This window comes from Nitrospira sp. (assembly GCA_016715825.1).
Lineage (GTDB): Bacteria > Nitrospirota > Nitrospiria > Nitrospirales > Nitrospiraceae > Nitrospira_D.
The window spans coordinates 18,767-43,783 of record JADJXO010000009.1 but is presented as its reverse complement, the minus strand read 5'-3'; the positions used below and the strand labels follow the sequence as shown (position 1 = coordinate 43,783).

At 55.7% G+C, this 25,017-nt stretch carries 23 protein-coding genes; 13 read left to right on the top strand and 10 right to left on the bottom strand.

The features are described from left to right. Positions 1–55 precede the first annotated feature (55 nt). The 3 genes from IPM58_15165 to IPM58_15155 form a co-directional block, all read right to left on the bottom strand. Complete coding sequence (locus IPM58_15165) at positions 56–478, bottom strand: hypothetical protein (GenBank protein ID MBK9308382.1); 423 nt, start codon at positions 476–478, stop codon at positions 56–58. A 188-nt stretch (positions 479–666) separates the two neighbouring features. Further along, the gene (locus tag IPM58_15160; GenBank protein ID MBK9308381.1) at positions 667–2,136 is read right to left on the bottom strand and encodes a DUF3482 domain-containing protein; all 1,470 of its coding nucleotides are present in this window, start codon (positions 2,134–2,136) and stop codon (positions 667–669) included. Beyond that, positions 2,133–3,752 (bottom strand): DUF2868 domain-containing protein, encoded by a 1,620-nt coding sequence (locus IPM58_15155; GenBank protein ID MBK9308380.1) that lies wholly within the window; start codon positions 3,750–3,752, stop codon positions 2,133–2,135. Before IPM58_15155 ends, IPM58_15160 begins: the two co-directional genes overlap by 4 nt. Before the next feature lie 284 nt (positions 3,753–4,036). On the opposite strand from IPM58_15155, the gene IPM58_15150 reads away from it, so the two are divergent. Together IPM58_15150 and IPM58_15145 are read left to right on the top strand one after the other, a co-directional pair. Next, positions 4,037–4,258, top strand: coding sequence for a hypothetical protein (locus IPM58_15150; protein ID MBK9308379.1), 222 nt, complete (start codon positions 4,037–4,039; stop codon positions 4,256–4,258). Positions 4,259–4,827: 569 nt separating this feature from the next. After that, positions 4,828–6,348, top strand: a complete 1,521-nt coding sequence (locus tag IPM58_15145) for a vanadium-dependent haloperoxidase (protein MBK9308378.1) — start codon at positions 4,828–4,830, stop codon at positions 6,346–6,348. A 104-nt stretch (positions 6,349–6,452) separates the two neighbouring features. On the opposite strand, the gene IPM58_15140 is transcribed toward IPM58_15145, so the two are convergent. From IPM58_15140 to IPM58_15130, 3 genes are all read right to left on the bottom strand, one after another. Next, the gene (locus IPM58_15140) at positions 6,453–8,306 is read right to left on the bottom strand and encodes an ATP-dependent DNA helicase RecQ (GenBank protein MBK9308377.1); all 1,854 of its coding nucleotides are present in this window, start codon (positions 8,304–8,306) and stop codon (positions 6,453–6,455) included. 211 nt (positions 8,307–8,517) lie between these two features. Further along, on the bottom strand, positions 8,518–9,045 hold the full coding sequence (locus IPM58_15135) for a hypothetical protein (protein MBK9308376.1): 528 nt from the start codon (positions 9,043–9,045) through the stop codon (positions 8,518–8,520). Positions 9,046–9,088: 43 nt separating this feature from the next. After that, positions 9,089–9,862: an NAD(P)H-binding protein gene (locus IPM58_15130; GenBank protein ID MBK9308375.1), complete on the bottom strand. Its 774-nt coding sequence runs from the start codon at positions 9,860–9,862 to the stop codon at positions 9,089–9,091. A gap of 54 nt (positions 9,863–9,916) precedes the next feature. Between IPM58_15130 and IPM58_15125 the strand changes: the two genes are divergently transcribed. From IPM58_15125 to IPM58_15090, 8 genes are all read left to right on the top strand, one after another. Then, on the top strand, positions 9,917–10,354 hold the full coding sequence (locus tag IPM58_15125) for a hypothetical protein (protein ID MBK9308374.1): 438 nt from the start codon (positions 9,917–9,919) through the stop codon (positions 10,352–10,354). A gap of 125 nt (positions 10,355–10,479) precedes the next feature. Next, on the top strand, positions 10,480–10,821 hold the full coding sequence (locus tag IPM58_15120; GenBank protein MBK9308373.1) for a hypothetical protein: 342 nt from the start codon (positions 10,480–10,482) through the stop codon (positions 10,819–10,821). A 376-nt stretch (positions 10,822–11,197) separates the two neighbouring features. Then, complete coding sequence (locus IPM58_15115) at positions 11,198–12,385, top strand: methyltransferase domain-containing protein (GenBank protein ID MBK9308372.1); 1,188 nt, start codon at positions 11,198–11,200, stop codon at positions 12,383–12,385. Further along, positions 12,385–12,741 carry a winged helix-turn-helix transcriptional regulator gene (locus IPM58_15110; GenBank protein MBK9308371.1) on the top strand — a complete coding sequence of 119 codons (357 nt, stop codon included), beginning with the start codon at positions 12,385–12,387 and terminating at the stop codon, positions 12,739–12,741. The genes IPM58_15115 and IPM58_15110 overlap by 1 nt, the downstream gene beginning before the upstream one ends. A gap of 23 nt (positions 12,742–12,764) precedes the next feature. Next, positions 12,765–13,802, top strand: coding sequence for an arsenosugar biosynthesis radical SAM protein ArsS (arsS, locus tag IPM58_15105; protein MBK9308370.1), 1,038 nt, complete (start codon positions 12,765–12,767; stop codon positions 13,800–13,802). 10 nt (positions 13,803–13,812) lie between these two features. Further along, positions 13,813–14,955 (top strand): inorganic phosphate transporter, encoded by a 1,143-nt coding sequence (locus IPM58_15100; protein ID MBK9308369.1) that lies wholly within the window; start codon positions 13,813–13,815, stop codon positions 14,953–14,955. A gap of 82 nt (positions 14,956–15,037) precedes the next feature. Further along, positions 15,038–16,165 (top strand): FtsH protease activity modulator HflK, encoded by a 1,128-nt coding sequence (gene hflK / locus IPM58_15095; GenBank protein MBK9308368.1) that lies wholly within the window; start codon positions 15,038–15,040, stop codon positions 16,163–16,165. Further along, a complete protein-coding gene (locus IPM58_15090) occupies positions 16,162–17,022 on the top strand; it encodes a protease modulator HflC (GenBank protein MBK9308367.1) in 861 nt (286 codons plus the stop codon). The genes hflK and IPM58_15090 overlap by 4 nt, the downstream gene beginning before the upstream one ends. 5 nt (positions 17,023–17,027) lie before the next feature. On the opposite strand, the gene IPM58_15085 is transcribed toward IPM58_15090, so the two are convergent. From IPM58_15085 to IPM58_15070, 4 genes are all read right to left on the bottom strand, one after another. After that, positions 17,028–18,710, bottom strand: a complete 1,683-nt coding sequence (locus IPM58_15085) for a formate--tetrahydrofolate ligase (protein MBK9308366.1) — start codon at positions 18,708–18,710, stop codon at positions 17,028–17,030. 129 nt (positions 18,711–18,839) lie between these two features. Continuing rightward, positions 18,840–19,871 (bottom strand): M23 family metallopeptidase, encoded by a 1,032-nt coding sequence (locus IPM58_15080; GenBank protein MBK9308365.1) that lies wholly within the window; start codon positions 19,869–19,871, stop codon positions 18,840–18,842. Positions 19,872–19,993: 122 nt separating this feature from the next. After that, positions 19,994–20,323, bottom strand: a complete 330-nt coding sequence (locus IPM58_15075; protein ID MBK9308364.1) for a divalent-cation tolerance protein CutA — start codon at positions 20,321–20,323, stop codon at positions 19,994–19,996. A gap of 301 nt (positions 20,324–20,624) precedes the next feature. Next, positions 20,625–21,992 (bottom strand): M20/M25/M40 family metallo-hydrolase, encoded by a 1,368-nt coding sequence (locus IPM58_15070; protein ID MBK9308363.1) that lies wholly within the window; start codon positions 21,990–21,992, stop codon positions 20,625–20,627. Between the two features lie 101 nt (positions 21,993–22,093). Between IPM58_15070 and IPM58_15065 the strand changes: the two genes are divergently transcribed. The 3 genes from IPM58_15065 (at position 22,094) to IPM58_15055 (ending at position 25,011) form a co-directional block, all read left to right on the top strand. After that, a complete protein-coding gene (locus IPM58_15065; GenBank protein MBK9308362.1) occupies positions 22,094–22,552 on the top strand; it encodes a hypothetical protein in 459 nt (152 codons plus the stop codon). Between the two features lie 117 nt (positions 22,553–22,669). Then, positions 22,670–23,230: a LemA family protein gene (locus tag IPM58_15060; GenBank protein ID MBK9308361.1), complete on the top strand. Its 561-nt coding sequence runs from the start codon at positions 22,670–22,672 to the stop codon at positions 23,228–23,230. An 8-nt stretch (positions 23,231–23,238) separates the two neighbouring features. Further along, complete coding sequence (locus IPM58_15055) at positions 23,239–25,011, top strand: DUF2207 domain-containing protein (protein MBK9308360.1); 1,773 nt, start codon at positions 23,239–23,241, stop codon at positions 25,009–25,011. Positions 25,012–25,017: the final 6 nt, after the last annotated feature.

The window sequence follows — 25,017 nt, the reverse complement described above, 5'->3', positions numbered from 1 at the left end:
TCGACAAGGATTCTCAGACGTGAATCAATGGATTGTCAACCGAGGACCTATCCGCTCATTTCCCCTTTGCACATCGCTCTTGCACCTGACGGATTAGGGAGATGGTATTACTGCGCGTAGCGGTTTCCCCGATCATGACCACAACGATCGCTGCATCAGGCGTCAAGGCCATGGCGCGCCACCCTCCCTCCACGTCGGGGTGAGAGTATGCCCGCTGCCCAAGGTTCGGAATCAGTTCATAGCCTGGAGCCTGCTGCGGATCGAGCCGGAAGTCAGGACCGACGGCTTGAATGATTGCAAACGACTCTTCGTCCTTCCCGAACCACTGACAACCCGTTCCCATCGCCGCTGTTTCTCCCGACTCAACGGCGGTTCCCAGCAAGGTCTGAACTTCACTGGCCGTAAATAGTGTGCACAGATTCTGTGGGGCTGCGTAGACAGACGTCCAACCCAAAACAAAAGTAAGACAAAGACCCATCGAAACTCGGCAACTGGTAGGCATCAGTGTTGGTTCCCTCTCAAAGAAGACGCGTAGGCTTAGACGCGTACGTGCAGAAGGAGAGTCGACTTCCAGGCCATCCTTCTGTCCATTAAAAAATGGAGCGGAGCATGCCGGTTTCGCCGGACACCGTCAAGCCACGTACTTCAAGCAGGCCCTTGTTCTGATCAAATGCGGTCTAGAAATCGCTTGGAGGCAGGATAGACGTTCCAGAGCAGTTCAAGTGTGATTGAGGTCAGCAGTGTCGTGAGTGGTTTTACATTCTCCTCTGGTTGGAGAATGCCGTCTTGTCCACGCAGGCGGGCCCATTGCTGATGCAATGTAGGGCGGTGCTTGGAGACTGAGTCCTTCACCTTCTCGACCCAGAACCTGGGATCTTCCGGATCCGCAACATACTGTCCCTGGCCTCGGCCGAAATGGGCAATCGCGAGATACCGGATGATCACGTCTTGGGCCAGGACGTCAAGATAGTCATCCGACCAGATCACCAGGGCTTGGGTGTGAGTGACCTTCCGTTCCGCCCAGGCCTCACCTCCAAGAAAGCCGAGGACACCACCGACGACCGCCCCGGCAACGGTGAACAGACCCATGCTGACCCCACCCGTCGCCGCATCCAGATGGAGCCCGGCATAGGCCCCACTCGTCAAGGCTCCACCGATCCCGCCGATCGCGGTTCCGCTGAGGGTCGCTTCCCCCATCCCCTGCGCACCTCGTTGTACTTCGACATGTTCCATTCTGGCCTGGATCACACCGATTGCATCACCCTCAAGACCATGCAACGCAATAACTGCTTTGGTCGTCGCCCCGACCTCATTCACCAAATTTCTCAAGAGCCCATCGACAGCCTGTTGCTTCTGGATTTCCATCGACGAACCATCACCCTTGGTCATCACCCGAGCGCTAGCCGCTCGGGCCACCAGCATCGCCCACTGCTCCATAGCCGTATGAAACACAGCCAGGTTCGCTTTCTGCCAGACGGCAAACAGTCGACTCATGAGCTGGCCGTCGTCCGGAAGAAGGGCCGACCGAATTGTTTCAAAGAGAATCCCTTCCTGAACCCAACAACGGCTGAACGCATCAAGGCTGTGCACGCCCCTGACGAAGCCACACCGAACAAAGTAATCCTTCCAAGGTCGTTCCAGACGTTCTTGATCTTCACGGTCTTTTGGTGGGCCGGTTTGGTTCAACAGCACGACGACGGGCTTGCCGATCCATTCGAGTAGTTGCAGTTCCGACTTGATATAACCAGCCATGGTCGGTTCCTCTGTCGCATTCACCAAATAGAGCACAACGTCCGCTTCTTGCTGAACGTTCAACACCGCCTGTTGCGCACACCAGGATGGCCGATCACGAAATCGGTCCCATACATCCGTCAAGATTCGAAGGATGGGGTTCTTGGCTCCCTGCACCCGTGAGAGAATCTTCTGACAGTTGGGAAAGCCAGGGGTATCCCAGAGCTGCAGAGATTCCCCCGCCTCCGTTTCGAGGATGGTGTATTTTTGGTTCTCGATTGTCACGTGCGCTCGATCGGCGACCAGACCAACCTCTTTTCGGAGCAGGGTTCTGGCTAACGTAGTCTTCCCAATATTCGTATGGGAAATCAGAGACAGGGCGATCTGCGACTTCTTGGTGCTCACGGTCTCCCTCGAAAATCACCCGGCCACAAACAGTTAGATACGGCTTGGAGCTCTCTGTCCGGCGATCCGGAGGGGTCCTGGTATATCAGGGCTTTCACGCCACACTCCTTTGTGAGCGTGGCCCAGGCCTGACACCGTTCCTTCAGACGTTTCTCATGGTCGATTTGTGAATACGCTCCGCAATCCAGTAGGACCAACAGCATATTCGGTCGGCCTCTCTTTTGAATCGTGGCTTTCAATTCTTCCAAAAATTCGCTGTGCGTTTCTTCAGGGGCCTGAGCCACATTGAACAGGACCACGACGCACAGGCCTCGATCGGAATCGACAGAACAGTGTGGGGGACGTTCGCCATACTGAACCGAGGCCTCGACATGAATATCCGCCAGCACACCGAAGGCGTCACTGAGAAACACCATGAGCCGATCATCCGCCTCCTTCACGCGATGACTATAGGCCAGCACCTCCACGTGCAACCCCTTTCCACGATAGGGATTCAGCAGACGCCGGAAATACGGTTCGTCACTCGGTAGGTGCATCGCATCGGCCAGGCGAGTCTTGCGCATCCATGCGGCTGCGGCAAGCACCATTCGGGGCACAACAATAAACAACCCCGTCGTCACTGCCCAGAAATGGATCCAAACTGCTGCGTTGGCCTTGGCTGAGCCGCGGAGATCGGCGATGGTCTCTACGCCAGGGACCGGAGTTGCCAAGAGCCAGCTGGCGGGTGCGAACAGGATGGAGAGAAAGCTGTAGACCCCCTCAGCCTCCATGAAGGTACTATCCCATCCGGCTTTGTACAGAAAGCTAAATCCACGCAGATAGAGTCCGGCGATCACCCCGATTGCCAACGCGGCCGCGGCCACATGAAGCAGGCTGCGCGCATGGGTACTCAACAGATCTTGAACGCTGTGGAGGAAGCGTCCCGCGTAGGACGCAAGCGATGCGGCGATCCATTGCGCTTCTTCAGGACCCTGGGTGCGGTCGGAGCGAAGTCTGTGAAGCCGCCTCTTCATATCAAGACCCAAGAACCATTCCACGAAACCAGGCAACCCCGGTTGCGACCGATCCCGCGACGATCGGGGCAGGATCCTGTTGTAGAGTAACCCGACATAGGCAACCGTATTCCAAAGAAGGAGAGTGAGGAGGGGGAAGTTCAGAAGATTGATGTGCCCGGCTGGTCCGATAGGATCGGCGAGAAAGCCTCCCACCACGGCACAGCCGATCAGCAGCGTGAGCGGCGTCTTGATCCGTAGTACTGCAAACGCCGAGGTCAGTGCGGGATGTTTCTGCATCAATCGCTCGGAGATTCGTTCAGCCCGCTCAATAACCCGAGCCTCCCCGGCACGCGCGGAATCTTCTGCGGAGGCATAGTCTCGTAGATCCTCCCCCTGGCGAGGAGGCTCCCGTTCATACCGCAAGATAAACTTGTGGTCGGGATCATGTTCTTCACAGGCCTGAACCAGGAGCACCTTGGCAGCTAGCTGGGTCGGATGGTTAACTCGATGGTCATTAGCATCTTGGGGCTGGCCCGTTCGCCGAACTGGATGTTCCCCTCCACTGGACCACGGATTCCGGCTGGGCATTATCGGGACCCGGAACAATTCCGTCAATGACATGTTCGGGATCTTTCCTGCCACGTCATGCAAGGGTGGGGTTCACTATACTTAGCTCTGTATCATTTTGTCTCTTTGGGCGTATCACTCTAGATACGTTCGGCACTAACTCCATGCCACCATAGCCGATGATCGGATATGCGGAAGCCCCCTCAGTTGCACGTCTCTCAAGCATCTTCGCCGCCGTAACGGACTAGAACCCTTCTTGGCATCATCATTGCGTATGGAAACGAGTAAACCATGAAGACGAGCAGAGCTGCACGTCTGAAAACAAAGGAGGGCCTGAGATGAAATGCGCACGATGTAGTGGGCTTATGGTTGCGGATCATTTACTTGATATGCAGGAGAGCTATGTGCCGATGTGGATGAGCGGTCTGCGATGCGTGGCATGCGGCAACATCGAAGATCCCTTGATCCATCATCATCGGATGGTTCAACACACGAGGAACGCTCGACGGAATACCTCTCGGTTTGACCGAGTCCCGATGCGACCGCCAGTGGCCGCGTAGTCGAGGAACCTCGTCGAGGTGCTCAAAGCCCGTGGTTTATGTTCGTCCTGAGAGAGATCCTCACCCCATCGAGATCCGAGAGGTCGAGGCTCTGATTTGGCTCGCGTCATCCTCTCTCGAAGGGTGAACACCAGAGGTGTCCTGCGATTACAGCGCCGGGTTGCAGAACACTTGATCTTTGCTATCCTCGATCCAGTGCGTGCTCTGAAACTGGCTCAGAATCTGACTTGTTGCTGAGGCGTTCTGCCATCTACACTCGCATATGCCCGTCGAGATATCGTCATAGCACGAGCTTGCCGACGAACGGCCATCTTCAGAACCTCTAGGATCTCCCCCTCCTGTATCAAAACAGATTCACCGTGTATCTAATTGTCTTTCGATCGTCATGTCCTCATACCCTCTCTCGGGTGGCTCAGCTCGCTAGACAAACGTAAATACTGATATTTGTGTATACGCGCAGCTATCAATCACAAGTAGCGCTCCGGCACGACATGTGCCTTACCCATATCGACGTTGGTTCAGGGTAGCAACGAAGCCATTGGCTTCTCACTCTTTTGGAGGAATCCATTATGGAGAATCGTCGGTATCGCTTATTCACCGCTCTCACCGGGCTTTGCCTCTTAACGGTGAGCCTGTCCCCCCCAGCTCAGGCTCACACCGAAGAAACCGTGGTCGTGACGTGGAATAAGGCGGCCCTTCAAGCCATTCGCGACACGCATCCCGGTCCTCCGATAGTCGCCCGCATGCTCGCTATCACCCATACCTGTATGTATGACACCTGGGCTGCTTATGACAGAGTCGCAGTAGGGACCCGGCTTGGCGGAACCTTGCGACGTCCGGTCGCTGAACACACCATGCCCAACAAGAAGAAGGCCATGAGCTTCGCAGCCTATCGGGCCCTAGGGGATCTTTTCCCAACCGAGGTGCCAAAGTTCAATGCTGTGATGACGCAATTGGGATACGACCCCACGGATACCTCGACCGATCCCAGCACACCGTCGGGCGCTGGGAACGTGGCGTGCCAGGCGGTCTTGGACTATCGGCACCACGATGGCTCCAATCAAGTGGGCGATCTTCATCCAGGGGCCTATTCCGATTACACCAACTATCTCCCAGTGAACGATCCCAATCACCTCAATGATCCCAACCGCTGGCAGCCTCTCAGCGTCAGCGACGGGCACGGCGGGTTCGTCATCCAAAAGTTCATCGCCCCCCACTGGACCAACGTGATCCCGTTTGCGCTCAAACGTCCGGATCAGTTTGCTCCCAAAGATCCAAATTTCTATCCTCAGGATGCCTGGCAGTACCTGAAGCAGGCCCAGCAAGTGTTGAACTACAGCGCCACCCTCACGGATCGGCAGAAGGTCATCGCAGAATATTGGGCTGATGGCCCGAACTCCGAATTGCCACCTGGCCACTGGGCCCTCTTTGCGGAGTTTATCTCCGGGCGTGACCATCACTCGCTCGACGAGGACGCGAAGATGTTCTTTGCCATGACCAACGCGGTATTAGACGCGAGTGTCTCCTCGTGGCATTTCAAGCGATTCTATGACTATGTTCGTCCGGTAAGCGCCATTCACTTTCTGTTTACTGGACAACCAGTACGAGCCTGGGCCGGCCCAGGGCTCGGCACCCGCTTGATTGATGGAGCACATTGGCAACCGTATCAAGCTTCGACGATCGTGACTCCTCCGTTCGCAGAATACGTGTCTGGCCATAGCATTTTTAGCGCCTCCGCAGCGCGAGTTCTCAAGCTCTTCACGGGAAGTGATCGCTTCGGGCACTCGGTCACCATCCCAGCGGGGCAATCGGTCGTGGAGCCCGGGCTCGTGCCAGCCTCCGATCTGACCTTACGCTGGAGAACATTCAGTGACGCGGCCGATGAGGCAGGCATTTCTCGGCGGTACGGTGGTATCCATTTTGTGGACGGCGATCTGCAGGCCCGCAAAATGGGGAAGAAGATCGGGAAGCAGGCCTGGCGGAAGGCCCTCACCTACTTCCATGGCACAGCTGGGACGCCACTGGACGACAGCAAACGTGACCATGATGACAGGGAGGACGACCACGACGATCGGGACGAGAGAGACTAGGACTGCCCACGGTTGCCGGTCTCTTAGGGAGGTAGGGATTCTCCCCCTGCCTCCCTACCTGCTCAAGCGAGCACAGGTCTACACTGGTCCATCCTTTTACCAGCCTACCGCTCCCCATTGACCACAGCCAACACTCGCCGACCATACCGTTCAGCTTTCATCTCGCCGATGCCTGGAATCTCGAGCAGCGCCGCGGTCGTCTCTGGTTTGAAACCGGCAATCGCCTTCAACGTCTTGTCATGGAAAATAAGGAAGGGTGCGACACCCTCTTCCTCGGCCAGTTCTGAGCGGAGCTGTCTGAGCCGTTCAACCAGCTGTCGATCCGGCCACAAAACCTCAGCGGCAGCGACAGGTGCACGTCGAGGCCTTTGTACCGATCCAGCCAGCTGTTGGTCTTCGACCTGTTCCAATGCCGTCTCGCTGATCCCTTGCAGAACCTCCCGTCCCTTATGTGTCACATCGAGCGTGGGATATTCCATGCCTTCAACCTGAAGATGCCCTGAGTTGATGAGGCTTTTCACTCGGGCGGTAACCGACGGCTTCGTCTGCGCACGACAGATTCCATAGGTCGGACAGGTGTCGGCCCCACAAGCCAGTAGCGCTTTCGAGCGACTGCCACGAAGGATGTCGACGATTCGATTCAGGCCGAACCTTCCTCCACACCAAGAGACCGTTTCCAAAATCTCCCGTGCGGAGCCGGTTGTCTCCAGAGAGGCCGTCCGATCCACCTGCCGAACAGGCGCAATACAGCGATCGCACAGGCCACATGGACCCAAGGCCTGCTCGGCTTCGTCGCTGAAGTATTCAAGGATGGCGAGCTGACGACACCTCGACGTCGAGACATACCCCAACATTTCCTGTAAGAGCGTCCTCATTCGTCCAGCGCGATCAACGCCCTCGGAATCTTTTGAAGCCTGCTCGATGAAGTAGTCCTGCGTGGCCACATCACGCTCATGGAACAGGAGGACACAGGCGGCCCGCCGCCCATCGCGGCCGGCGCGGCCGGCTTCCTGGTAGTAAGCCTCGAGACTTCCCGGTACGTCGAAATGGACGACTAGGCGGACATCTGGCTTGTCGATGCCCATACCGAATGCATTCGTGGCAACTAGAATTCTCAGAGCACCCCGCCGAAAACTGTCGTGCACAAGTCGACGTTCCTCATCCGAGAGACCGGCATGGTAATAGTCAACGGCCGTGTGAGATTGTTCCAACCAGGCAGCCACCTCCTCCACGGCTCGACGAGTCGCGCAATAGACAAGGATCGTACCCTTTTCCACCTCGCACACCAGACGCCCCAGCATGGCCAGCTTATCTTGGCGAAGCTGGCAAAGATGAACAGAAAAAGCGAGGTTCTCTCGACGAAATCCGGCAACTAGTTGGAACGGTTCGCGAAGCGAAAGCCGTTGGCAGATATCGCGTTGCACACGAGCGGTAGCCGTGGCCGTCAAGGCTAGACAGGGCGGGCCGGTGAGTTCTCGGCGAAGGCGACCGATCTTGAGAAAGTCTGGTCTGAAATCATGCCCCCACTGCGAAATACAGTGCGCTTCGTCCACGACCAGCAGCGAAACCCAGAGTGAGCGCAACAGTTGGAGAAACCCTTCATGCTGCATTCGTTCCGGTGCCAGATACAGCAACTGGACTCGTCGGTGATGGAGGTCCTGCAATACACGGTTCTTCTCTAAGGCCGTGAGGCCGGAGTGAAAGGCCGCCACTGCAATCTTCCGCTGCCGCATGGCCGTCACTTGATCTTGCATCAGCGCGATGAGCGGGGAAATCACCAGGGTCAGCCCTGGCAAGAGAGTCGCCGGGAGTTGGTAGCACAAGGATTTTCCCTGTCCCGTCGGCATGACGGCCAAGGCATCGCGCCCGGCCAACACGACGCGGATGACCTCCTCCTGGCCCGGACGAAACGTCGCAAAGCCGAACTGTTCCTTAAGCTGTCGAGTCAGAGGTTCCACGGGGAAGCTGAACTAAAAGGATGGAATGGTACACACATCGACGCGCTCGAAGTATAGACGAGCGGCCACGAGCAAGTCGAGCCACCCGGGACGCGCGAGCAGCACTCGATCCATGCACGGCGACGGACATCCGTTGACCAGCATCGAGCGCCCTCGCGAGTGACCGGAAATCAGCAGCGGTTGGAACTGCGACGACTCGTTCTAGAAGTGATCACGCCGCCAGGGATCCTGAACGAGCGGCCTGATCTGCACGCAGATTTCGGGTGTTGATTTGCTCAGCCTTCGGCTGGAGGCTACTCACCTTGCGCAGAATCATGGTTCGCAAGTCTTCATCCTCAAGATTGGAAAGTGCTTCCCGCACTCCTGCGACATCCCCGTCCTGCGCAAGATGGGCGGCAACACCGATGAGCGGTAAGGTGCCGGCCTCGCCCATTGCCTTGGCGATCTCGATGGCCCCAGACCGATCGCCGGCCTTGACGAACACTTGTGGAAGCTCCAGATAGAAGTGACTTGCCAACAATGAACGATCCGGGCACGAGACAATCGTATCTTTCACAGCCTGGACATTCCCTCGTTCGGATTCGATGAAGAGCATCATTTGCCAGGCATCCCGGAGATATCGCCTGTCGACCACTCCGCTGATGGTTTCTCGAGCGCCGATCGCATCGCCTGAAAGCGCTTGTCTGATCGCTTGATCCTTTAACTGTTCATCCGTCGGTGTCTGGGTTGGCATCATCATTCGCCTCCTCCCTTCGGTCGATTGAAGTATCCCATTGGAAAGTTCAGCACGCCTCTTTCGAAATGTAGCGACGAAAGTCGTTCCTGTCGACTCTTTCGCGACAAATTGACAGCCCGCTCATCGGAACGTCGTTGCGGGAGCGCAACGACATGCCCTTGTGCTTGGGAATCATGTGAGGCGTTCGCCCTTCACAAAGATTCGTTGTCGCATAAAAATGTCCGATGTGTATCTCCCTGAGAATGAACGCCGCAAGATCGGCGCGGCTGATCTTAGATAGGAGGCCGATCCGAAGAGAGGCACTGGCCTGGGGTTGCCCTCGCGGTACCGAATCAGTCAATCGTGGCGGCTTCACGATCGTCCAGTCCAACCCACTCGTCCCGACAAATTGTTCCTGTTCTTCCCGATCTCGAATGGCCTGAGGGTGCCATCTCGCAAATCTCCGAGCCATCCACTCCATCGGGTGCGATCGGTTTGGCGCAGGTCCGATCATCGCACCTGTTTGGCAGACTAACCGATTGCACCCTGTTTGCTTCATCGTCGCAATAATCGCGGTCGTCGCCTTCGCACCGAATACATCGGTATAAGGAGGCCGTGGCCCAATTAGGCAATAAACGGCCACGCTGTCGGCAACTGTCTCAACGACCCGATCGAAGTCTTCAAAGTTGCCCCGCACGATCCGGCCATGAACGATGGCGCCTTCACCCGTACTCGTCGGGCGCACAAATCTACACACCTCCCAGCCTTTCATGCCCGCGATTTCGGCCAGTTCACACCCAGTTCGCCCACTGATTCCGAAAATAGCCAACTTGTGAGCCATTGTAATGACTATCTTCCGTGAAGACGGGCTGCACTGCGATTGAGATCTATCGAAATGAAGGAAAATGAGGAGGAACTGCGCAAGTTTAACCCATTGGCTTTCTTAATATTTTTCCGGTTACCTTTTGATGGTTGTTGTTTCCTCTCTTCACTTGCGCATATGAAAACTCCGGCTATACTTTCTCTGATGCGCTCCTCCAAATACATCCTCTGGCAAGACGACAACGGCTGGCGTGGCTACCTGGAAGGCTATCCCGAGTATGAAGTCCAAGGGGAGTCGTTTGAAGAGCTTCAGGTGAAACTCTGGCAGCTACACCAGGAACTATCCAGCCAAGAACAGGAGCAAGAGCAGTATCAGACTGAAGAAGAGAACCAATCCCACAGTCATACCCCTACGATGTCCCGCCCCACGTCCCGTCCTATGCCCCGCGCCTTCATCCAACGTCGGGCACGGGTCGAACAGCTCATCTTCGCGATGATCAGCAATCGCTGAGTACTCCGCTCACTCCAACCCTTAGTTTCTTCACACGCTCGGTATTGAGAGCCGTCTAGAGTCAGCCATAGGGCTTGCTTCCTGCCATTCCTTGACCGAACGATAGTCATGTGTTCGAATCTAGTATGACTTTACAACGCCAGAGAGACGAGCATGACGACCTCACGGTTGTCCGTTCGGATGAGTTTCCCATGCAAGAGGTCGACTACCACTTCTTGGAGGATGAGGAGCGATGGCTTGGTTGTCTACGCAACTACCCTGACTTCTGGGCTGAAGGAAACTCATTTGCGGAGCTGCAGTCAAACCTCCGCAAACAGTTTTTTGACCTTTCCTTGATCGAATCCCTTAAGAACGGGAGCGTCATTCAACTCACCCCCCATCCGGTGAAGCGCCAGGCGTGGGTTAGGCTCCGTAGCGCCTTCAGCTCCTTGTTTACGCAGCTCAGGAGAATCAGGGGTGGGCCTTGACCTGCTCTTGAGGTAAGAAACCGAGTGAGTCCTTCGCAGTGGATCTTGCAGGCCGGAGCTCTCAGGGAATTCTCGCCCTCCAGAGAACTCTCTCGGTTCCCATAATAATGACCACAAGACGCTAAGACGCTGCTCTTTCGATGGACTTGCTGTAAGAATTTCGTCGCTCACACGACTAGATGCCATACCGTTCTTCTTCTGGACGAGGCTAGCGAGGTGAGTCGCCACTGCAAGCCGGCTTCCAGAAGCGCCTCACGCTTTTTGTAGAGGTGACGGCTCCCTGGTCCTTACTCGACTGAATACCCGATTGACGCCGATCCGAAGGATTGATACATAGACATAGCTCCATACGTCATTCAGAAGGAGAAGGCCGGCTATGCCCACGGACGAAATTACGCAAAAAGTCAGCGACCGTTATGCTAAAGCCGCCAGTACCGGCGAACAAATGTGTTGCCCCACGAGTTACGACATGGGGCATCTCAAGACCTTTATTCCCGAAGAAGTGCTTAAAATTTCGTATGGTTGCGGTACACCGGCCGGGCTTCAGACCGTGCGAGCCGGTGAAACCGTGCTAGACATTGGTTCAGGCGGTGGGATCGATTGCTTTGAGGCTTCGCGCTTGGTCGGCCCATCAGGACGCGTCATCGGCCTCGACATGACCGATACGATGTTGGAGATCGCCCGCAAGAACGCGTCGGTCGTAGCCACGAACCTCGGCTATTCTGCATCAAATGTGGAGTTCCGGAAGGGTCTCGCGGATGCGATGCCCGTGGAGAACGACACCATCGACCTGATCATCTCGAATTGCGTGATCAACCTGGCACCGGACAAACGAAAGGTATTTCGAGAAATGTATCGGGTCGCCAAGCCCGGTGGACGGTTTACCATCTCCGATATCGTCGCGGATCAGACCGTTCCACAATACCTCGTCCACGATACTCAGAAGTGGGGAGACTGTCTCTCCGGTGCCTTGACGCTGACCGACTACATGACCGGCATGACGACAGCCGGGTTTCTCGGGATTCATCTGGTGAAATTTTCCCCCTGGCAAGTGATCGATGGCATCCATTTCTTCTCCGTGACCCTAACGGGCTACAAGCTGCCCCCCGCAGTGGCGACCACTTCGGTCTGGTACGCCACTCTTCGCGGACCCTTCAGCCGAGTGACGGATGAACAAGGCACGGTGTACGAGCGTGGTGTTCCAAGACTGATCAAGCCAGACGAGGCGCTGTTGCTGAGCTCTGCTCCGTTCACTGAACACTTCCTGCTGACCACCGACCCGGTCCAATTCGACGACAATGATCCACGCTGGACCGCCGTGCTTCCGGCTCAGGCTCCCTGTACGTGGCAAGGGCACTACGCCTTGCTCGCCGGCCCGTTCATGGAAGCTGCCGACGATGATCATCATCTCTACCGACGCGGGGAACCACTGGAGATCTGTTCCAAGACGGTGGCTGTGCTGGAAGCTCAAGGGTATCGGCCACATTTCGCCATTCTCAATCGAGCCGGGGAACGCGTGGGTGGAGAAGTTGTGACCTGCTCGCCGAACGGAGCCTGCTGCTGATGAAATCTACATTGGAAGCGGATGTTCTGAGCCCACGCCAATGTGCCACGGTGCTGAAGGCCCTGGCCGATGAGACAAGATTGCGCATTCTCGAGTCACTGCTGGTGAAAGACAAATGTGTCACTGATCTCGTACGCGAACTAGGCTGTCCGCAACCGCATGCATCCCATCACCTGCGTATTCTTCGGGACTCCGGTGTGGTGGAAGGGATTCGTGAAGGGAAGCAAGTGTGCTATCGAATCACCCCGGTCATGCAGCGCGCACTGGCCGGCCGGCAAGGCAAAGCCCTCGACTTTGGTTGTTGCGAACTGCGATTCCCTGAATCGGTGCTCGCCACAGCCAAGGCTCGTGACTAACGGATGACGCTGAGACCATCTCGATGCCATTCACCTTACTGGGACAACGCAATCCGCTTGCCTCTCCGTCCGAACAGCTTAAGCTGTTAACCGAATGCGGTCCCCGTCTTCCCTTTGAGGCACGACTGGCTGAAGCCGGGTTGTCTCCCCTGCATGCGAACGGTATCACGGTCTTCCAGATCAATCTCGGCAAGCTCTGTAACCAAACCTGTCGCCATTGCCATGTCGATGCGGGTCCCGACCGCACCGAAATCATGTCGCGTGAAACCGCGGAGCTGTGCGTTGCCGCACTTGCCCGGACCGCTATTCCCACGGTGGATATCACCGGCGGCGCACCGGAACTTAATCCGAATTTTCGATGGCTGGTCGAACAAGCCCGGCGATTCGACCGGCATATCATGGATCGCTGTAATTTGTCGGTGTTACTGCTTCCTTCCCAGGCCGATCTCGCGGAATTCTTGGCAAGTTATCGAGTGGAAATCATCGCCTCGCTCCCCTCCTACCGAGCCGGCCAAACCGATGCCCAGCGCGGGGACGGCATCTTTGAGAAATCGATAGAAGCGCTCCGTCTCCTAAATCGACTCGGCTATGGACGCCCCGATAGCGGCCTCACCTTGAATCTGGTCTACAATCCGGTGGGAGCCTTTTTCCCCCCAAGACAGGAGGCGATTGAAGCGCAGTTCAAGAAAGAGCTTCGCGCCCGTCACGGCATTGAGTTTAACCGGCTCTACACGATCACCAACATGCCGATCAGCCGGTTCCTGGAGTTCCTCGTCCAAAGCGGTAACTATGACCAGTATATGACGCGTCTCACCAACGCGTTCAACCCCGCTGCTGCCAGCGGCGTGATGTGTCGCTCGACTCTCTCGGTTGGCTGGGATGGCCGGTTGTACGATTGCGACTTCAACCAAATGCTCGACCTTCCGGTCGACCATGGCGCGCCGTCCCACATTCGAGATTTCAACCAGGCTCAGCTTCACGATCGCCGGATCGTCACCGGGAACCATTGTTACGGCTGCACGGCCGGTTCCGGTTCGTCTTGTGGTGGAGCCACCTCGTAACCAGGTACCCATGGACCTGACCGTCTTCATATATCTCCTGATCCTCCTCCTGGCCTTTGCCAACGGAACGAATGATGTGTCGAAGGCCATCGCGACGCTGGTGGGCAGCGGGATCGCCAACTATGGGACTGCGATCGCCTGGGGAACATTCTGGACGATGGTCGGTGCCGCCGCTTCGGCCTTTGTCGCCTCCGCCATGGTCAAAACCTTCAGTACCGGCTTCATCGAGCCGGATCTCGTGATTCCCTCCGTGCTTGCCCCGGCGGTTTTATGCGGGGCTATCCTTTGGGTTCTCTTTGCGTCCAAGGCCGGACTGCCCGTCTCGACAACCCATGCATTGACCGGCTCGCTGGTTGGAGGAGGATTGCTGGCCTTCGGTATCGACGGATTGATCTGGTCGACTGTCTCCAAGAAAATCGTGCTTCCGCTGTTACTGAGCCCCTTTCTTTCCTTCGGTCTCTCCATGATGTTTCATCCTCTCATAGCCGTGATCGCCAAACGCTGGGAGGGGCTTTGTGTCTGCATCATGCCAAGCCATCGAGCGCTCGTGACGATCGATCCACAGGGTTGCACACGCACCCTCTTTCAAGCCGGAGGCAGCGGCATGCCGGTCGCTGCCGTCCCGTCGCAATGCGACCGAGCAGGACTATCCGGCCCCGTCATCGGCCTCGATTCTCTCCACTGGTTATCCAGCGGGCTCGCCTCGCTCGCGCGAGGCACTAACGATGCTCCCAAGATCGCCGCGATGCTCTTGCTTGGCAGTACCGTGACAACATGGCCAAGTCCTACCTGGCACATCCTCGTATTTGCCGGGGTGGCGATCGCCATGGGCATCGGCAGCTACTGGGGAGGGCGGCGCGTCACGGAGGTGCTTGCAGAGAGAGTGACGAAGATGAACCATACAGAAGGTTTATCGGCCAACCTGACGACGTCGTCACTGGTGCTGCTATCAGGTACGTTCGGCTTGCCTGTCTCAACTACGCATATCAGCAGCTCCGCGATCATCGGCATCGGACTCCTACGAGGGACCGGTTCTCTTCGCTGGACCACGGTACAAGATATCGTGCTGGCCTGGCTTGTGACGATTCCCGCCGCCGCCTGTTTGGCCGGCGCAGCCTATTTCCTGCTTTCCACGGCCCTCCAGACCTTTTAGTCTTGTCACCAGCACTTCAGTCTGCTAAGGTGTCGCCTCATCTTCAGTCATTAATAACAATACAACTCACACGTCATTTATTATGGTCTGGGACCCAAAAGATCCATGGGGTAAGAAGTCTGACCCGCTTGAAGAGGCACTCAAGCAGGCTCAGTCGCAACTGAAAGATCTCTTTCCACCCGGTGGGTTGAAAAGCCTTCTCCCAGCTGGGGGCAGCTGGAATATTATTATTGCCGGTCTACTCATCCTGCTGGTTTGGCAAAGCGTGTTTATCGTGGCGCCCGATGAAGAGGGCGTGGTGAAACGGTTCGGCGTACCGGTCCGCGCCGTCGAGCCTGGGCCGCACTTCAAGATCCCCTTCGTCGAAACCGTCCTTCAGCCGAAGGTTGCCAAATTATATCGAGTCGAAGTGGGCTTCCGCACCAGCCAGCAAGGGCGCCAGCAAATGGTTCCTCAAGAAGCGTTGATGCTCACCGGAGACATGAACATCCTCGGGATTGAGTTTATCGTCCAATATAAGATCAAAGAAGCCCGTGAGTTTCTCTTCAATGTGGCAGATATCCATGAAACCATCGGGAAGGCGGCCGAAGCCTCCATGCGCGAAGTGGTCGGGAAGAATAAGATCGACGAGGTCCTGACGACCGGCAAGGCCGAAATTCAACAGGGCGCCCTGATTCTGTTGCAATCCATTTTGGATCAGTACAAATCCGGTGTGCAGATTGCCGCCATCCAACTCCAAGACGTCAACCCCCCGGACGCGGTTGCCGCCGCTTTCAAGGATGTGACCAACGCCAAAGAGGACCGGGAAAAGCTCATCAATCAAGCCCAGGGCTACCGCAACGACATCATCCCAAGGGCAAAAGGTGAAGCCGCGGAGATGGTGAATCGAGCACGGGGATTTGCTCAGGCTCGGCTCAACCGTGCCCAGGGAGAGACGAACCGCTTCCTCGCCACCTTGAAGGAATACCAGCAGGGGAAGGATGTCATCAGCAAGCGCATTTACATTGAAACGCTGGAAGAGATACTCCCGAATGTGGAGAAGGTGATCATCGACGGCAAAGGCGGCGACCGTCTGCTGCCATACCTCCCGTTGGACCGTCTCTCCAAGTCACCCTCGGCGGCCGTGATCAAACCGGCTCCTCAACCTGAAGCTGAGGAGCCCAGACCAGAGTCTCTCCCGACGTTGAAACCGAGAGGGAGCAGATCATGACAAAGCAGGGATTGGTCATCACACTCCTAGCCGTGATCGTCGGCTTGTTCGTGCTGGGCGCCTCACCGCTCTTCGTGGTCGATGTGATCCAGAACGCCATCGTCGTCCAACTCGGCAAACCCGTCCGTAATATCACCGAGCCCGGGCTGTACATGAAAGTCCCGTTTATCCAAGAGGTGACGTATTTTGAGAAGCGGTTGCTGGATTATGATTCCAACGCGCAAGACGTCATTACCCAGGACAAAAAAACGCTCTTACTGGATAACTTTGCAAAATGGCGGATTACCGACCCGCTGAAGGTGTATCAGGCGTTTCAAAGCCAACGCGGCGCCCTTCAGCGCCTCCACGATATCATCTACTCAGAGCTTCGCGTGGAGCTGGGTCGACATGATTTAATCGAGATCGTCTCCAGCACCAGAGCCGACATCATGCGCGTGGTCACCGAACGGGCCAATGAGAAGGCTTCGATCTACGGCCTCGAGATTCAGGATGTTCGGATTAAGCGGGCAGACCTTCCGGAACAGAATGAAAAGGCCGTCTTTGCCCGTATGCAAGCTGAGCGAGAACGGCAGGCCAAGCAGTATCGAGCCGAAGGGGCGGAAGAAGCACAAAAAATTCGATCGGAAGCTGAAAAGGATCGAGAGATTATCCTTGCCCAAGCCTATAAGGAGTCAGAGGAAATTCGGGGAGGCGGCGATGCTAAGGCGTTTCGGATCTACGCGACTGCCTACCGACAAGATCAGCGGTTTTTCGAGTTTACTCGTTCGATGGAAGCCTACAAAAACGTGTTCAAGGACAAGTCGATGCTAGTTATGAGTCCGGATTCTGAATTCTTTCGATACTTGAAGCAACGCTGATTTCTTCACGACAGTCCCACGATTTTCCCAGTCCTTGGATCAAGGCCGATTCGCTCACCGGCTGGTTTTTTTGGCAATCCTGGCATCAACTGAATCCCAGAACACACTGCCGTGACAAATCCGGCTCCAGCTAAGACTCGTAGCTCACGAATCGGTACTGTAAACCCGGTCGGCCTCCCTTTGAGCGTAGGATCATGTGACAAAGACAATGGCGTCTTAGCCATGCAAACGGGTAGCCCCCCAAATCCTAGGTCTTCCGCCATATCAATCTGACGTTCCGCCGCCGGTTCAAATCGGACCGTTTCCGCTCCATACATCTGTGTGGCAATCGTCTGAATCTTCTTCCTGATCGGCCAAGACAGTTCATACAGGTGCTGGAATTGAGCCGTTTTTTCCGAGGCCCTGGCCACCGCGACGGCCAGCTGTTCGGCACCTTTTCCCCCATCAGCCCAATGGGTGGAAACTGCCGCGTCTACGGCTCCCATCTTCTGCGACTGTTCCCGAACCCAATCCAATTCGTCTTGCGGGTCATCCTTGAAGGCGTTGACCGCGACCACCACCGGTACCCCATGAGCCCGAACATTGGCGATGTGCTGCGCAAGATTGGCGATTCCCTTCGCCAACGCCTCCTGATTCGGTCCAGTCAAACTCAACGGCAGTGCAACTCCGGCTTTGGCAGCCCCTCCGCCGCCATGAAGTTTCAAGGCTCGTAACGTGGCCACAACCACCGCGACTGTTGGGATGAGTCCGGACGTACGGCACTTAATATTAAAAAACTTCTCCGCCCCTAAATCGCTTCCAAAACCAGCTTCGGTTACGACGAAATCGGCACATCGAAGGGCGATCGTATCCGAAATAATCGAACAATTGCCGTGGGCGATGTTACCGAAGGGTCCGGTATGAACAAACGCGGGGGTACCTTCGAGCGTTTGAACCAGATTCGGCATGAGTGCATCCTTCAGGAGAGCGGCCATTGATCCTACACAGTTAAGTTGTTCGGCCGTAACTGGACTGCCGGACTTCGTAAGTCCCACGAGTATGCGGCCAAGCCTCTCCCGGAGATCAAGTGGGTCCTTCGCCAGCGCCAGCACAGCCATAACCTCCGAGGCCTCCGTGATGACGAACTGACCTCGGCGACCGCCAGTGGCTTCCCCGAGTACAATCTCCCGAAGGGCCCGATCGTTCATACTCAGCGATCGTGGCCACAGGATTTGATGGGGATCGATCGACAACGTGTTTCCCTGAAACACATGGTTGTCGAGGAACGCAGAAAGAAGATTGTGGCTGGCTGCCACAGCGTGGGCGTCACCCGTCAGGTGAAGATTGATATCTTCCATCGGAACGACTTGGGCACGCCCGCCGCCCGTTCCTCCGCCCTTCATGCCGAATACGGGGCCTAAGGAGGGTTGCCTCAGAGTAAGCGCGGTCCGATGCCCGAGTCGCGAAAGCCCCATCGCGAGGCCGATGGATGTCGTAGTCTTTCCTTCTCCTAAGGGGGTGGGGTTGATCGCCGTGACCAGGACGTATCGTCCTTTTGGTTGATCTTTAAGCCGATCCAACGTCTTCAGGGAAACCTTAGCCTTATCCCTTCCATAGAGGGTGAGCTCCTCAGGACGAACGCCGAGCTGAAAACCGATATCACTGATGGGAATGGGGTTAACGGACTGCGCGATTTCGAGGTCGTTCAAGGGACTATCTTTGTGGTCAATTTGGTTGGAGCAAGATCAAACACAACGATGTTGTGAGGATCAGTGTGGTGTTGGAACGCAGCCTTCTTGTTCTGCCCTTACGAGCAGGCCTATGGCTCGAATGAACGATTACTCCAGAATGTATTTCCTTGGGTCAAGCGCTTGACCGTTTACCTTGACCATATAGTGAAGGTGGGGACCCGTGGAAAGTCCTGAGCTCCCGACAAGCGCAATGACATCACCACGTTCAACTCTCTGGCCCTCCTTCACAACCGCCTTGGCGAGATGCCCATACAGCGTTTCGACTCCATACCCATGGTCTACACGGACATTATTCCCAAGCTTAGGATCATAACCGGTCGACGTAATCCGTCCCTGTGCAGGAGCACGAACCGGCGTATTCGGCGCAGCCCCGATATCCAACCCATCATGCCAAGCTGGTTTTTCGGTGAACGGAGAAATGCGAGGCCCAAACCCTGATGTCACCCAACCTTTCACCGGCCAAATAGAGGGTGTTGAAGCCCATCGAGTCGAGCGCTGTTCGGCCGCCTCCGACAATCCGCTGAGGAGACGTTCTTGCGCAGTAGCCGCCCTCTCAAGCCAGTCTAGTCCGTCCTTAACCGATGCGACTGCATCGAGATGACTCTTTGATGGTGCAATTCCGACAGCAGAATGTTGGTCGGTTCCTTCAACCCCGTCCTTTGAACCGCCAGGGATTGAGCCCATGCTCGTGCTATTATTCTCGTGAGGACTGGGCATAGACCCCGCTTCTTCAAGAATCGGTACTTCCTCGCCGCCTCGACCATTCACCATGTCACCGGACTTTGGAACTTCTATACCCAACATGACCCGGAGCCTTTGATTGACCTCATTCATAGCGCCGATACGTTTCTTTAAGTCATCAATGGCTGTCATGAACGCTGCAGTTTGCTCTCGTGCACTCATCGCCTCGCTACGGAAGGAGGCCAACTCCAAAACTTCTCCCGTTCGCACGACATAATGCGAGACAACAGCGAGATCGATAAGCGCCAGAATTCCAGCACAAACCAGCAAACGCCGCAGGAGCTTCCTCGAAAAACTGAAACGAAGAGGCTTCGCGGTGGACCCCCTAAAGACTACAATTGTGTAGGAATCGCCATCTTGCGTCGTCGTCTGAGCCATAGCTACCGCCCCCTATCATCCTGCTGGGCCTTGCCTTCTTCAGCCCAGCAAATTACCGACTTTCGTTCCTGGTGGTCAACCGAAAACAAAGTGTGTGTATACTGCTGCTTCACTCCCATGAGCTAGGACGTCTCCCGGTCCACCCATTCAAGATACATAGGCAACCCTTCCACCACAGGAATCGCTATTATTTCCGGCACCTTATAGGAGTGAAGCTCTTGTATCGCTGTCTGAAGCGAAGGGTATTGTCCAGAAGTCGTCTTGATCAACACGAGCGATTCTTGATCATTCATGATCTTACCTTCCCACCAATAGGTCGAACGTACTGTGGGAATGGTTGACGCACAGGCCGCTAGCCGAGCACGGACCACATGCTCGGCAATCTTAGCCGCCTCATCTTGGTTGGAAGTAGTAACCATAACAACTACCACATTGACCGGATCAGCCTTCATCAGACAGCCAGGATACTGAAAAGCCTATCCACAATCAACTTCAACGGCTTATTACACCTCGATTTCTGATGATTGTGATAATTGTATCGAGCAACATCTATGCCCAATTAAAACTGCTCAAAAATTACCATCCCTTTATTTTACAATTGCTTATGATCTATTAGTTATTTGAGCGGAAGGACGCTGAAGCCAAGAGTTGTCTGATAAACAACACGGTTAACCAATTTTTGTGAGGCACTGTTCAAGAACGGCCTATCGATAGGCCGTGGTTCATGTTACCCACAACCCATTGTCTTTTCTATCATTTTCCAATCCTTGCAAGCTCTTCAAAGTACCGAGCAAAGGCTTTCATCCCGCCCGAGGCCTGGCCCCAATCATAGTATTCGTTAGGAGCATGGTACCCATGTTCCGGCAAGCTTAATCCCATGAAGAGAACCGGAACCTTCCACGTGTCCTGCATCGTTACGACTGCACCGATTGATCCTCCCTCCCGTACGAAGGCGGGATTTTTACCGAATCCTGCCTTGAGAGCCCGTTTCACACATTCCACGTAGGGTCCGGTCAAACTGCCCTTGAACGGATGGAGCATGCCTTCTCGTTCCACCTTCACGTTTGGATTCACTTTGGCAACATGCTTCTTCAACTTGGCAAATATCCGCTCGGGCGTTTGATTCGGAACCAGCCGCATGCTGACCTTCAGCTCGGCATGACCAGGCACCACCGTCTTGATACCTTGCCCCTGATAGCCCCCAGTTAAGCCATGAATCTCAAAGGTTGGCGATGCCCAGATCCGACGCATGACGTCAACTGGATTATGCACGCGAAGAGATCGAAACCCATAGGCATGCTGGAAACGCTTGACCTGGAAACCGGAGGTGAGGAAGCTCGTGATCTCTTCCTTGGTCGGCTCGACCACGTCGTCATAAAAGTCCTGGATTTTTACTCGACCGGTCCTCGCATCAAGACACGTATTCGCGACCTCCATTAACTCAGCCAGTGGGTTTCGCGCAGCCCCTCCCGTGACACCTGAATGAGCATCCTTGTCTCCGGTTCGGAGCGTCAACCGGGCACCAAGCAGCCCCCGCAGGCCGGATGGCACGGCCGGCTTGCCTTTTGAAATCCAGATTGTGTCGGAGACGACCACTGAGTCCGGTCGTGGAACGGCGCTGCGGTCTCGAAGCCCTGTACGAAAATGAGGGCTCCCAATCTCTTCTTCCAGTTCCCACAAAAAGCGGATATTGATCGGCACACCTTGTTCAAGAGCATAGCGGGCACCGAACAAAGCGGTCAGGGCTGGCCCCTTGTCGTCGGTCGCACCTCGGCCGTGATAGATGCCGTGGTTATTCCTAAACGCGAAGGGAGGATGCTTCCATTCTGGTTCTTGTGCAGGCTGTACATCCAGATGATTGTAGATAGTGACGGTCGGGTAGGTCGCCCCTGTTGTCCAGCCACCGGAGACGAGGGGATAGCCACCGGTCTCGACCACCTGAGCTTGGGCGCCTATCCCCGTCAGATACTGCGCAGCCAAATCCGCCATGCGTCGGATATCGTTCTTTCGGGATGAGTCCATACTGATCGACGGCACCTCCACCATCTGCCCCAAGAGATCTTCAAATGTCGGCCGTGACTCGGTAATGAAAGTCCGAAGCTGCCGCTCGTTTTTCATCAGCATGATCCTCCGTAACAAAAAGACAGCGGATTATAGCGGCCATGCCTAGGAAGAGAAAGTCACTACGGGGCGAGGCAAAGAAGATGATAAGATGCATCCACATGAGGACATGGACTCTGTTCCTTGCCGTTATCCCTGTGGCATTGTTCGAAACCGTCACGCCTCGGCTTGTGTCGGCGGAGGAACCAATCGCCATCCAGCAAATACTCGAGGAGCCACAAGTCTACCACCTACGGCACGTCACCATGCACGGCACAGCGCGGGATGTGCAGCCACTCGCCCCCTACACCGTTCCCAATGGAGACAACTGTTACGGCGCGTATCTGTTTCGCTTAGAAGAAGACGAGGCGACGATTCCGGTGGCCGTATTGGGCATTTGCGGAAGACCATTGGTCCGAGACCCCGACATCGAGGATGGCGAACGCATCGAAGTCAGTGCGACGATCCAGGCGCCGAGTCACGGCGGATATTATCTCAGCTTCAAAGGATTGAAAGCGGTGACTGAACAAGAGGGTGTCGTGCAGGCTGTGGCTGATCGCATCCTTCCGCTCGTCGAGTAGCACTCGATACCCTACCCACCTGCAGGTATCACCCCTTTACTTTACAGCTCCTCGCGCCGGCGATATAGTCGCGTCAGGTTCAGCACTCTTCAATACAAGTAAAACAGGAGACGCCCTATGGCGTGGATCATCCTAGCCGCCTTGGCCATATCCATACTGCTCGCGATCGGCATGTACAACAGTCTCGTGCGGTTGACGGTCCAGACCGAAAACGCCTGGGCAGACATCGATGTTCAGTTGAAGCGGCGCCACGACCTGATCCCGAACCTCGTTGAAACAGTGAAGGGCTATGCCGGTCATGAGAAACAGACCCTTGAGGCCGTCATTACAGCCCGCAATCGTGCGATGTCGGCGACTACTCCTTCCACAAGAGCCGAGGCCGAAAGCATTCTTGCTCAATCGCTGAAGTCCTTGTTTGCTCTGGCAGAGGCCTACCCACAACTGCGCGCAGTGGAAAGCTTCACGCAACTACAGGGTTCTCTGGACCAGATTGAAGACGCCGCGCAGAATGCCCGTCGGTACTACAACGCAGTAGTGCGAGACCTGAATACGAAGATCCAGGAATTTCCCTCCAACATGGTTGCGCATTCCTTCAACTTCAAGACACGCGAATTCTTTGAGATCGCGGATGTCGCCGAGCGAGCCGTGCCGAATGTCAGCTTCGAACAGACACGTTGATTGATCTTGTGACCAGACTCCATTCCCTCAACCTCGCGCCTCTCTCACTGCCCCTTCTCAGCACCATCCTGCTTCCGGTCTGTCTGCTCGTGATCGCCCACGCTCCGGCGCAGGCTCGTACGATGGTCATCGAACAGTTTCACGCCGATATTCAGGTCCTCACCGACGGAGATCTCATTGTCACCGAAACTATTCGTCCTCGATTTACGGAATCGTGGAACGGGTTGAAGCGTGACATCCCGGTCGAATACCGAACACCGCAGGGGTTCACTTACACCTTGTTGCTGGATCTCATCAGCGTAACAGACGAACACCTCATTCCGCTGAAGTACGAGACCTCTCGTGATCGGCACTATCGAATCTTCAAGGTCTGGTTGCCGGGTGCACAGAACACCACGAAGACGCTGATTCTGACGTACCGGGTGTCGAATGGGCTGAAATACTTCGAGGAACACGACGAACTCTATTGGAATATCACGGGTGATGAATGGGACGTGCCGCTCGAATCGGCAGGAGCCAGAATTCTTCTTCCTCCAGCGGCGACCGGCGTCAAGGCCTTGGCATTCAACGGGGCCTATGGGGCAAGAGAACAGGAGGCCGAGGTGCGCATCACCGGCCCGGAAGTTCTCTATCAGATGACACGGCCACTCGGCTTTCGCGAAGGGCTCACTGCGGTTGTCGGGTGGGACAAGGGAACGGTCACCGAACCCACTTTACTACAACTGGCCGGCCTATTCCTGCGATCCAACTGGCCGGTGGCCATACCTATGGTTGTTTGTGGCCTGATGTGGCGGCTGTGGTACGTGCGCGGCCGTGACCCACATCTGCGCCCCATTACGGTCGCCTATGAACCACCGGCACAGCTGACGCCTGCCGAGCTCGGGACGCTCATCGACAATTCACCAGATCTGCGCGATATCACTGCGACACTGGTAGACCTCGCTATTCGCGGGTTTCTCCGGATAGAGGAGCGTCAGGAATCTCAATTCCTCGGTCTCTGGTCGAGCACGTCGTTTGTGCTGCATCTCACAAGGAGCAGCACCGAATGGGTCGACCTCAAACCGCACGAACGAACGATCATGAACGGAATCTTTTCAAACGGAAATGCAACCATCGTCACTCTAGCCGATCTTAAGAATCGCTTTTACATCCATCTGGATGGAATTAAATCCTCCCTCTTGGACCAACTCCTAAAGAAGAGATATTATGCGGCTCGCCCAGACCGTGTCAGATTCATCTATGTGGCCATCAGCATTGCCGTGACCATCGCATCGGTCTACGGAGCTGCAATTCTCCAGGAACATTATGGCATCGCACTCCAGACCGGTCTTGCGGCAGGGCTGTTGTCAGGACTCATCATTGTAGGATTCGGATGGTTCATGCCGGCTCGAACGATACGAGGCACGCGCGTGCTTGAACAGGTGCTCGGGTTTGAGGAATTTCTCACCCGCGTTGAATCGGATCGCTTTGCACGGGTGATCAAGACACCCCAAATGTTCGAAAGGTTTTTGCCTTTTGCGATGGCGTTAGGAGTCGAACAGAATTGGGTTCGGGCCTTCGAGGGCATTTACACCCAGCCACCCACCTGGTATCAAGGATCGAACCTCGCAGACTTCAGGCCGAGTCGCTTTGTCGGGAATATCTCGCAGATGTCTGCGGCAGCCGGCATGGTCATGACCGCTGCGCCACGGAGTTCAGGTGGGTCCGGCTTCGGTGGCGGTAGGTCGTCAGGCGGATCTTCCGGCGGAGGATTCGGCGGCGGCGGCGGAAGCGGATTTTGAACGTCG

Excerpts from the sequence above, each read along its gene's own strand:
- IPM58_15165 (MBK9308382.1), bottom strand. The coding sequence starts at position 478 with ATGGGTCTTTGTCTTACTTTTGTTTTGGGTTGGACGTCTGTCTACGCA.
- IPM58_15155 (MBK9308380.1), bottom strand. The coding sequence starts at position 3,752 with ATGTCATTGACGGAATTGTTCCGGGTCCCGATAATGCCCAGCCGGAAT.
- IPM58_15150 (MBK9308379.1), top strand. The coding sequence starts at position 4,037 with ATGAAATGCGCACGATGTAGTGGGCTTATGGTTGCGGATCATTTACTT.
- IPM58_15145 (MBK9308378.1), top strand. The coding sequence starts at position 4,828 with ATGGAGAATCGTCGGTATCGCTTATTCACCGCTCTCACCGGGCTTTGC.
- IPM58_15135 (MBK9308376.1), bottom strand. The coding sequence starts at position 9,045 with ATGATGATGCCAACCCAGACACCGACGGATGAACAGTTAAAGGATCAA.
- IPM58_15130 (MBK9308375.1), bottom strand. The coding sequence starts at position 9,862 with ATGGCTCACAAGTTGGCTATTTTCGGAATCAGTGGGCGAACTGGGTGT.
- IPM58_15125 (MBK9308374.1), top strand. The coding sequence starts at position 9,917 with ATGAAGGAAAATGAGGAGGAACTGCGCAAGTTTAACCCATTGGCTTTC.
- IPM58_15120 (MBK9308373.1), top strand. The coding sequence starts at position 10,480 with ATGACTTTACAACGCCAGAGAGACGAGCATGACGACCTCACGGTTGTC.
- IPM58_15115 (MBK9308372.1), top strand. The coding sequence starts at position 11,198 with ATGCCCACGGACGAAATTACGCAAAAAGTCAGCGACCGTTATGCTAAA.
- IPM58_15110 (MBK9308371.1), top strand. The coding sequence starts at position 12,385 with ATGAAATCTACATTGGAAGCGGATGTTCTGAGCCCACGCCAATGTGCC.
- arsS (MBK9308370.1), top strand. The coding sequence starts at position 12,765 with ATGCCATTCACCTTACTGGGACAACGCAATCCGCTTGCCTCTCCGTCC.
- IPM58_15100 (MBK9308369.1), top strand. The coding sequence starts at position 13,813 with ATGGACCTGACCGTCTTCATATATCTCCTGATCCTCCTCCTGGCCTTT.
- hflK (MBK9308368.1), top strand. The coding sequence starts at position 15,038 with ATGGTCTGGGACCCAAAAGATCCATGGGGTAAGAAGTCTGACCCGCTT.
- IPM58_15090 (MBK9308367.1), top strand. The coding sequence starts at position 16,162 with ATGACAAAGCAGGGATTGGTCATCACACTCCTAGCCGTGATCGTCGGC.
- IPM58_15080 (MBK9308365.1), bottom strand. The coding sequence starts at position 19,871 with ATGGCTCAGACGACGACGCAAGATGGCGATTCCTACACAATTGTAGTC.
- IPM58_15075 (MBK9308364.1), bottom strand. The coding sequence starts at position 20,323 with ATGAAGGCTGATCCGGTCAATGTGGTAGTTGTTATGGTTACTACTTCC.
- IPM58_15065 (MBK9308362.1), top strand. The coding sequence starts at position 22,094 with ATGAGGACATGGACTCTGTTCCTTGCCGTTATCCCTGTGGCATTGTTC.
- IPM58_15060 (MBK9308361.1), top strand. The coding sequence starts at position 22,670 with ATGGCGTGGATCATCCTAGCCGCCTTGGCCATATCCATACTGCTCGCG.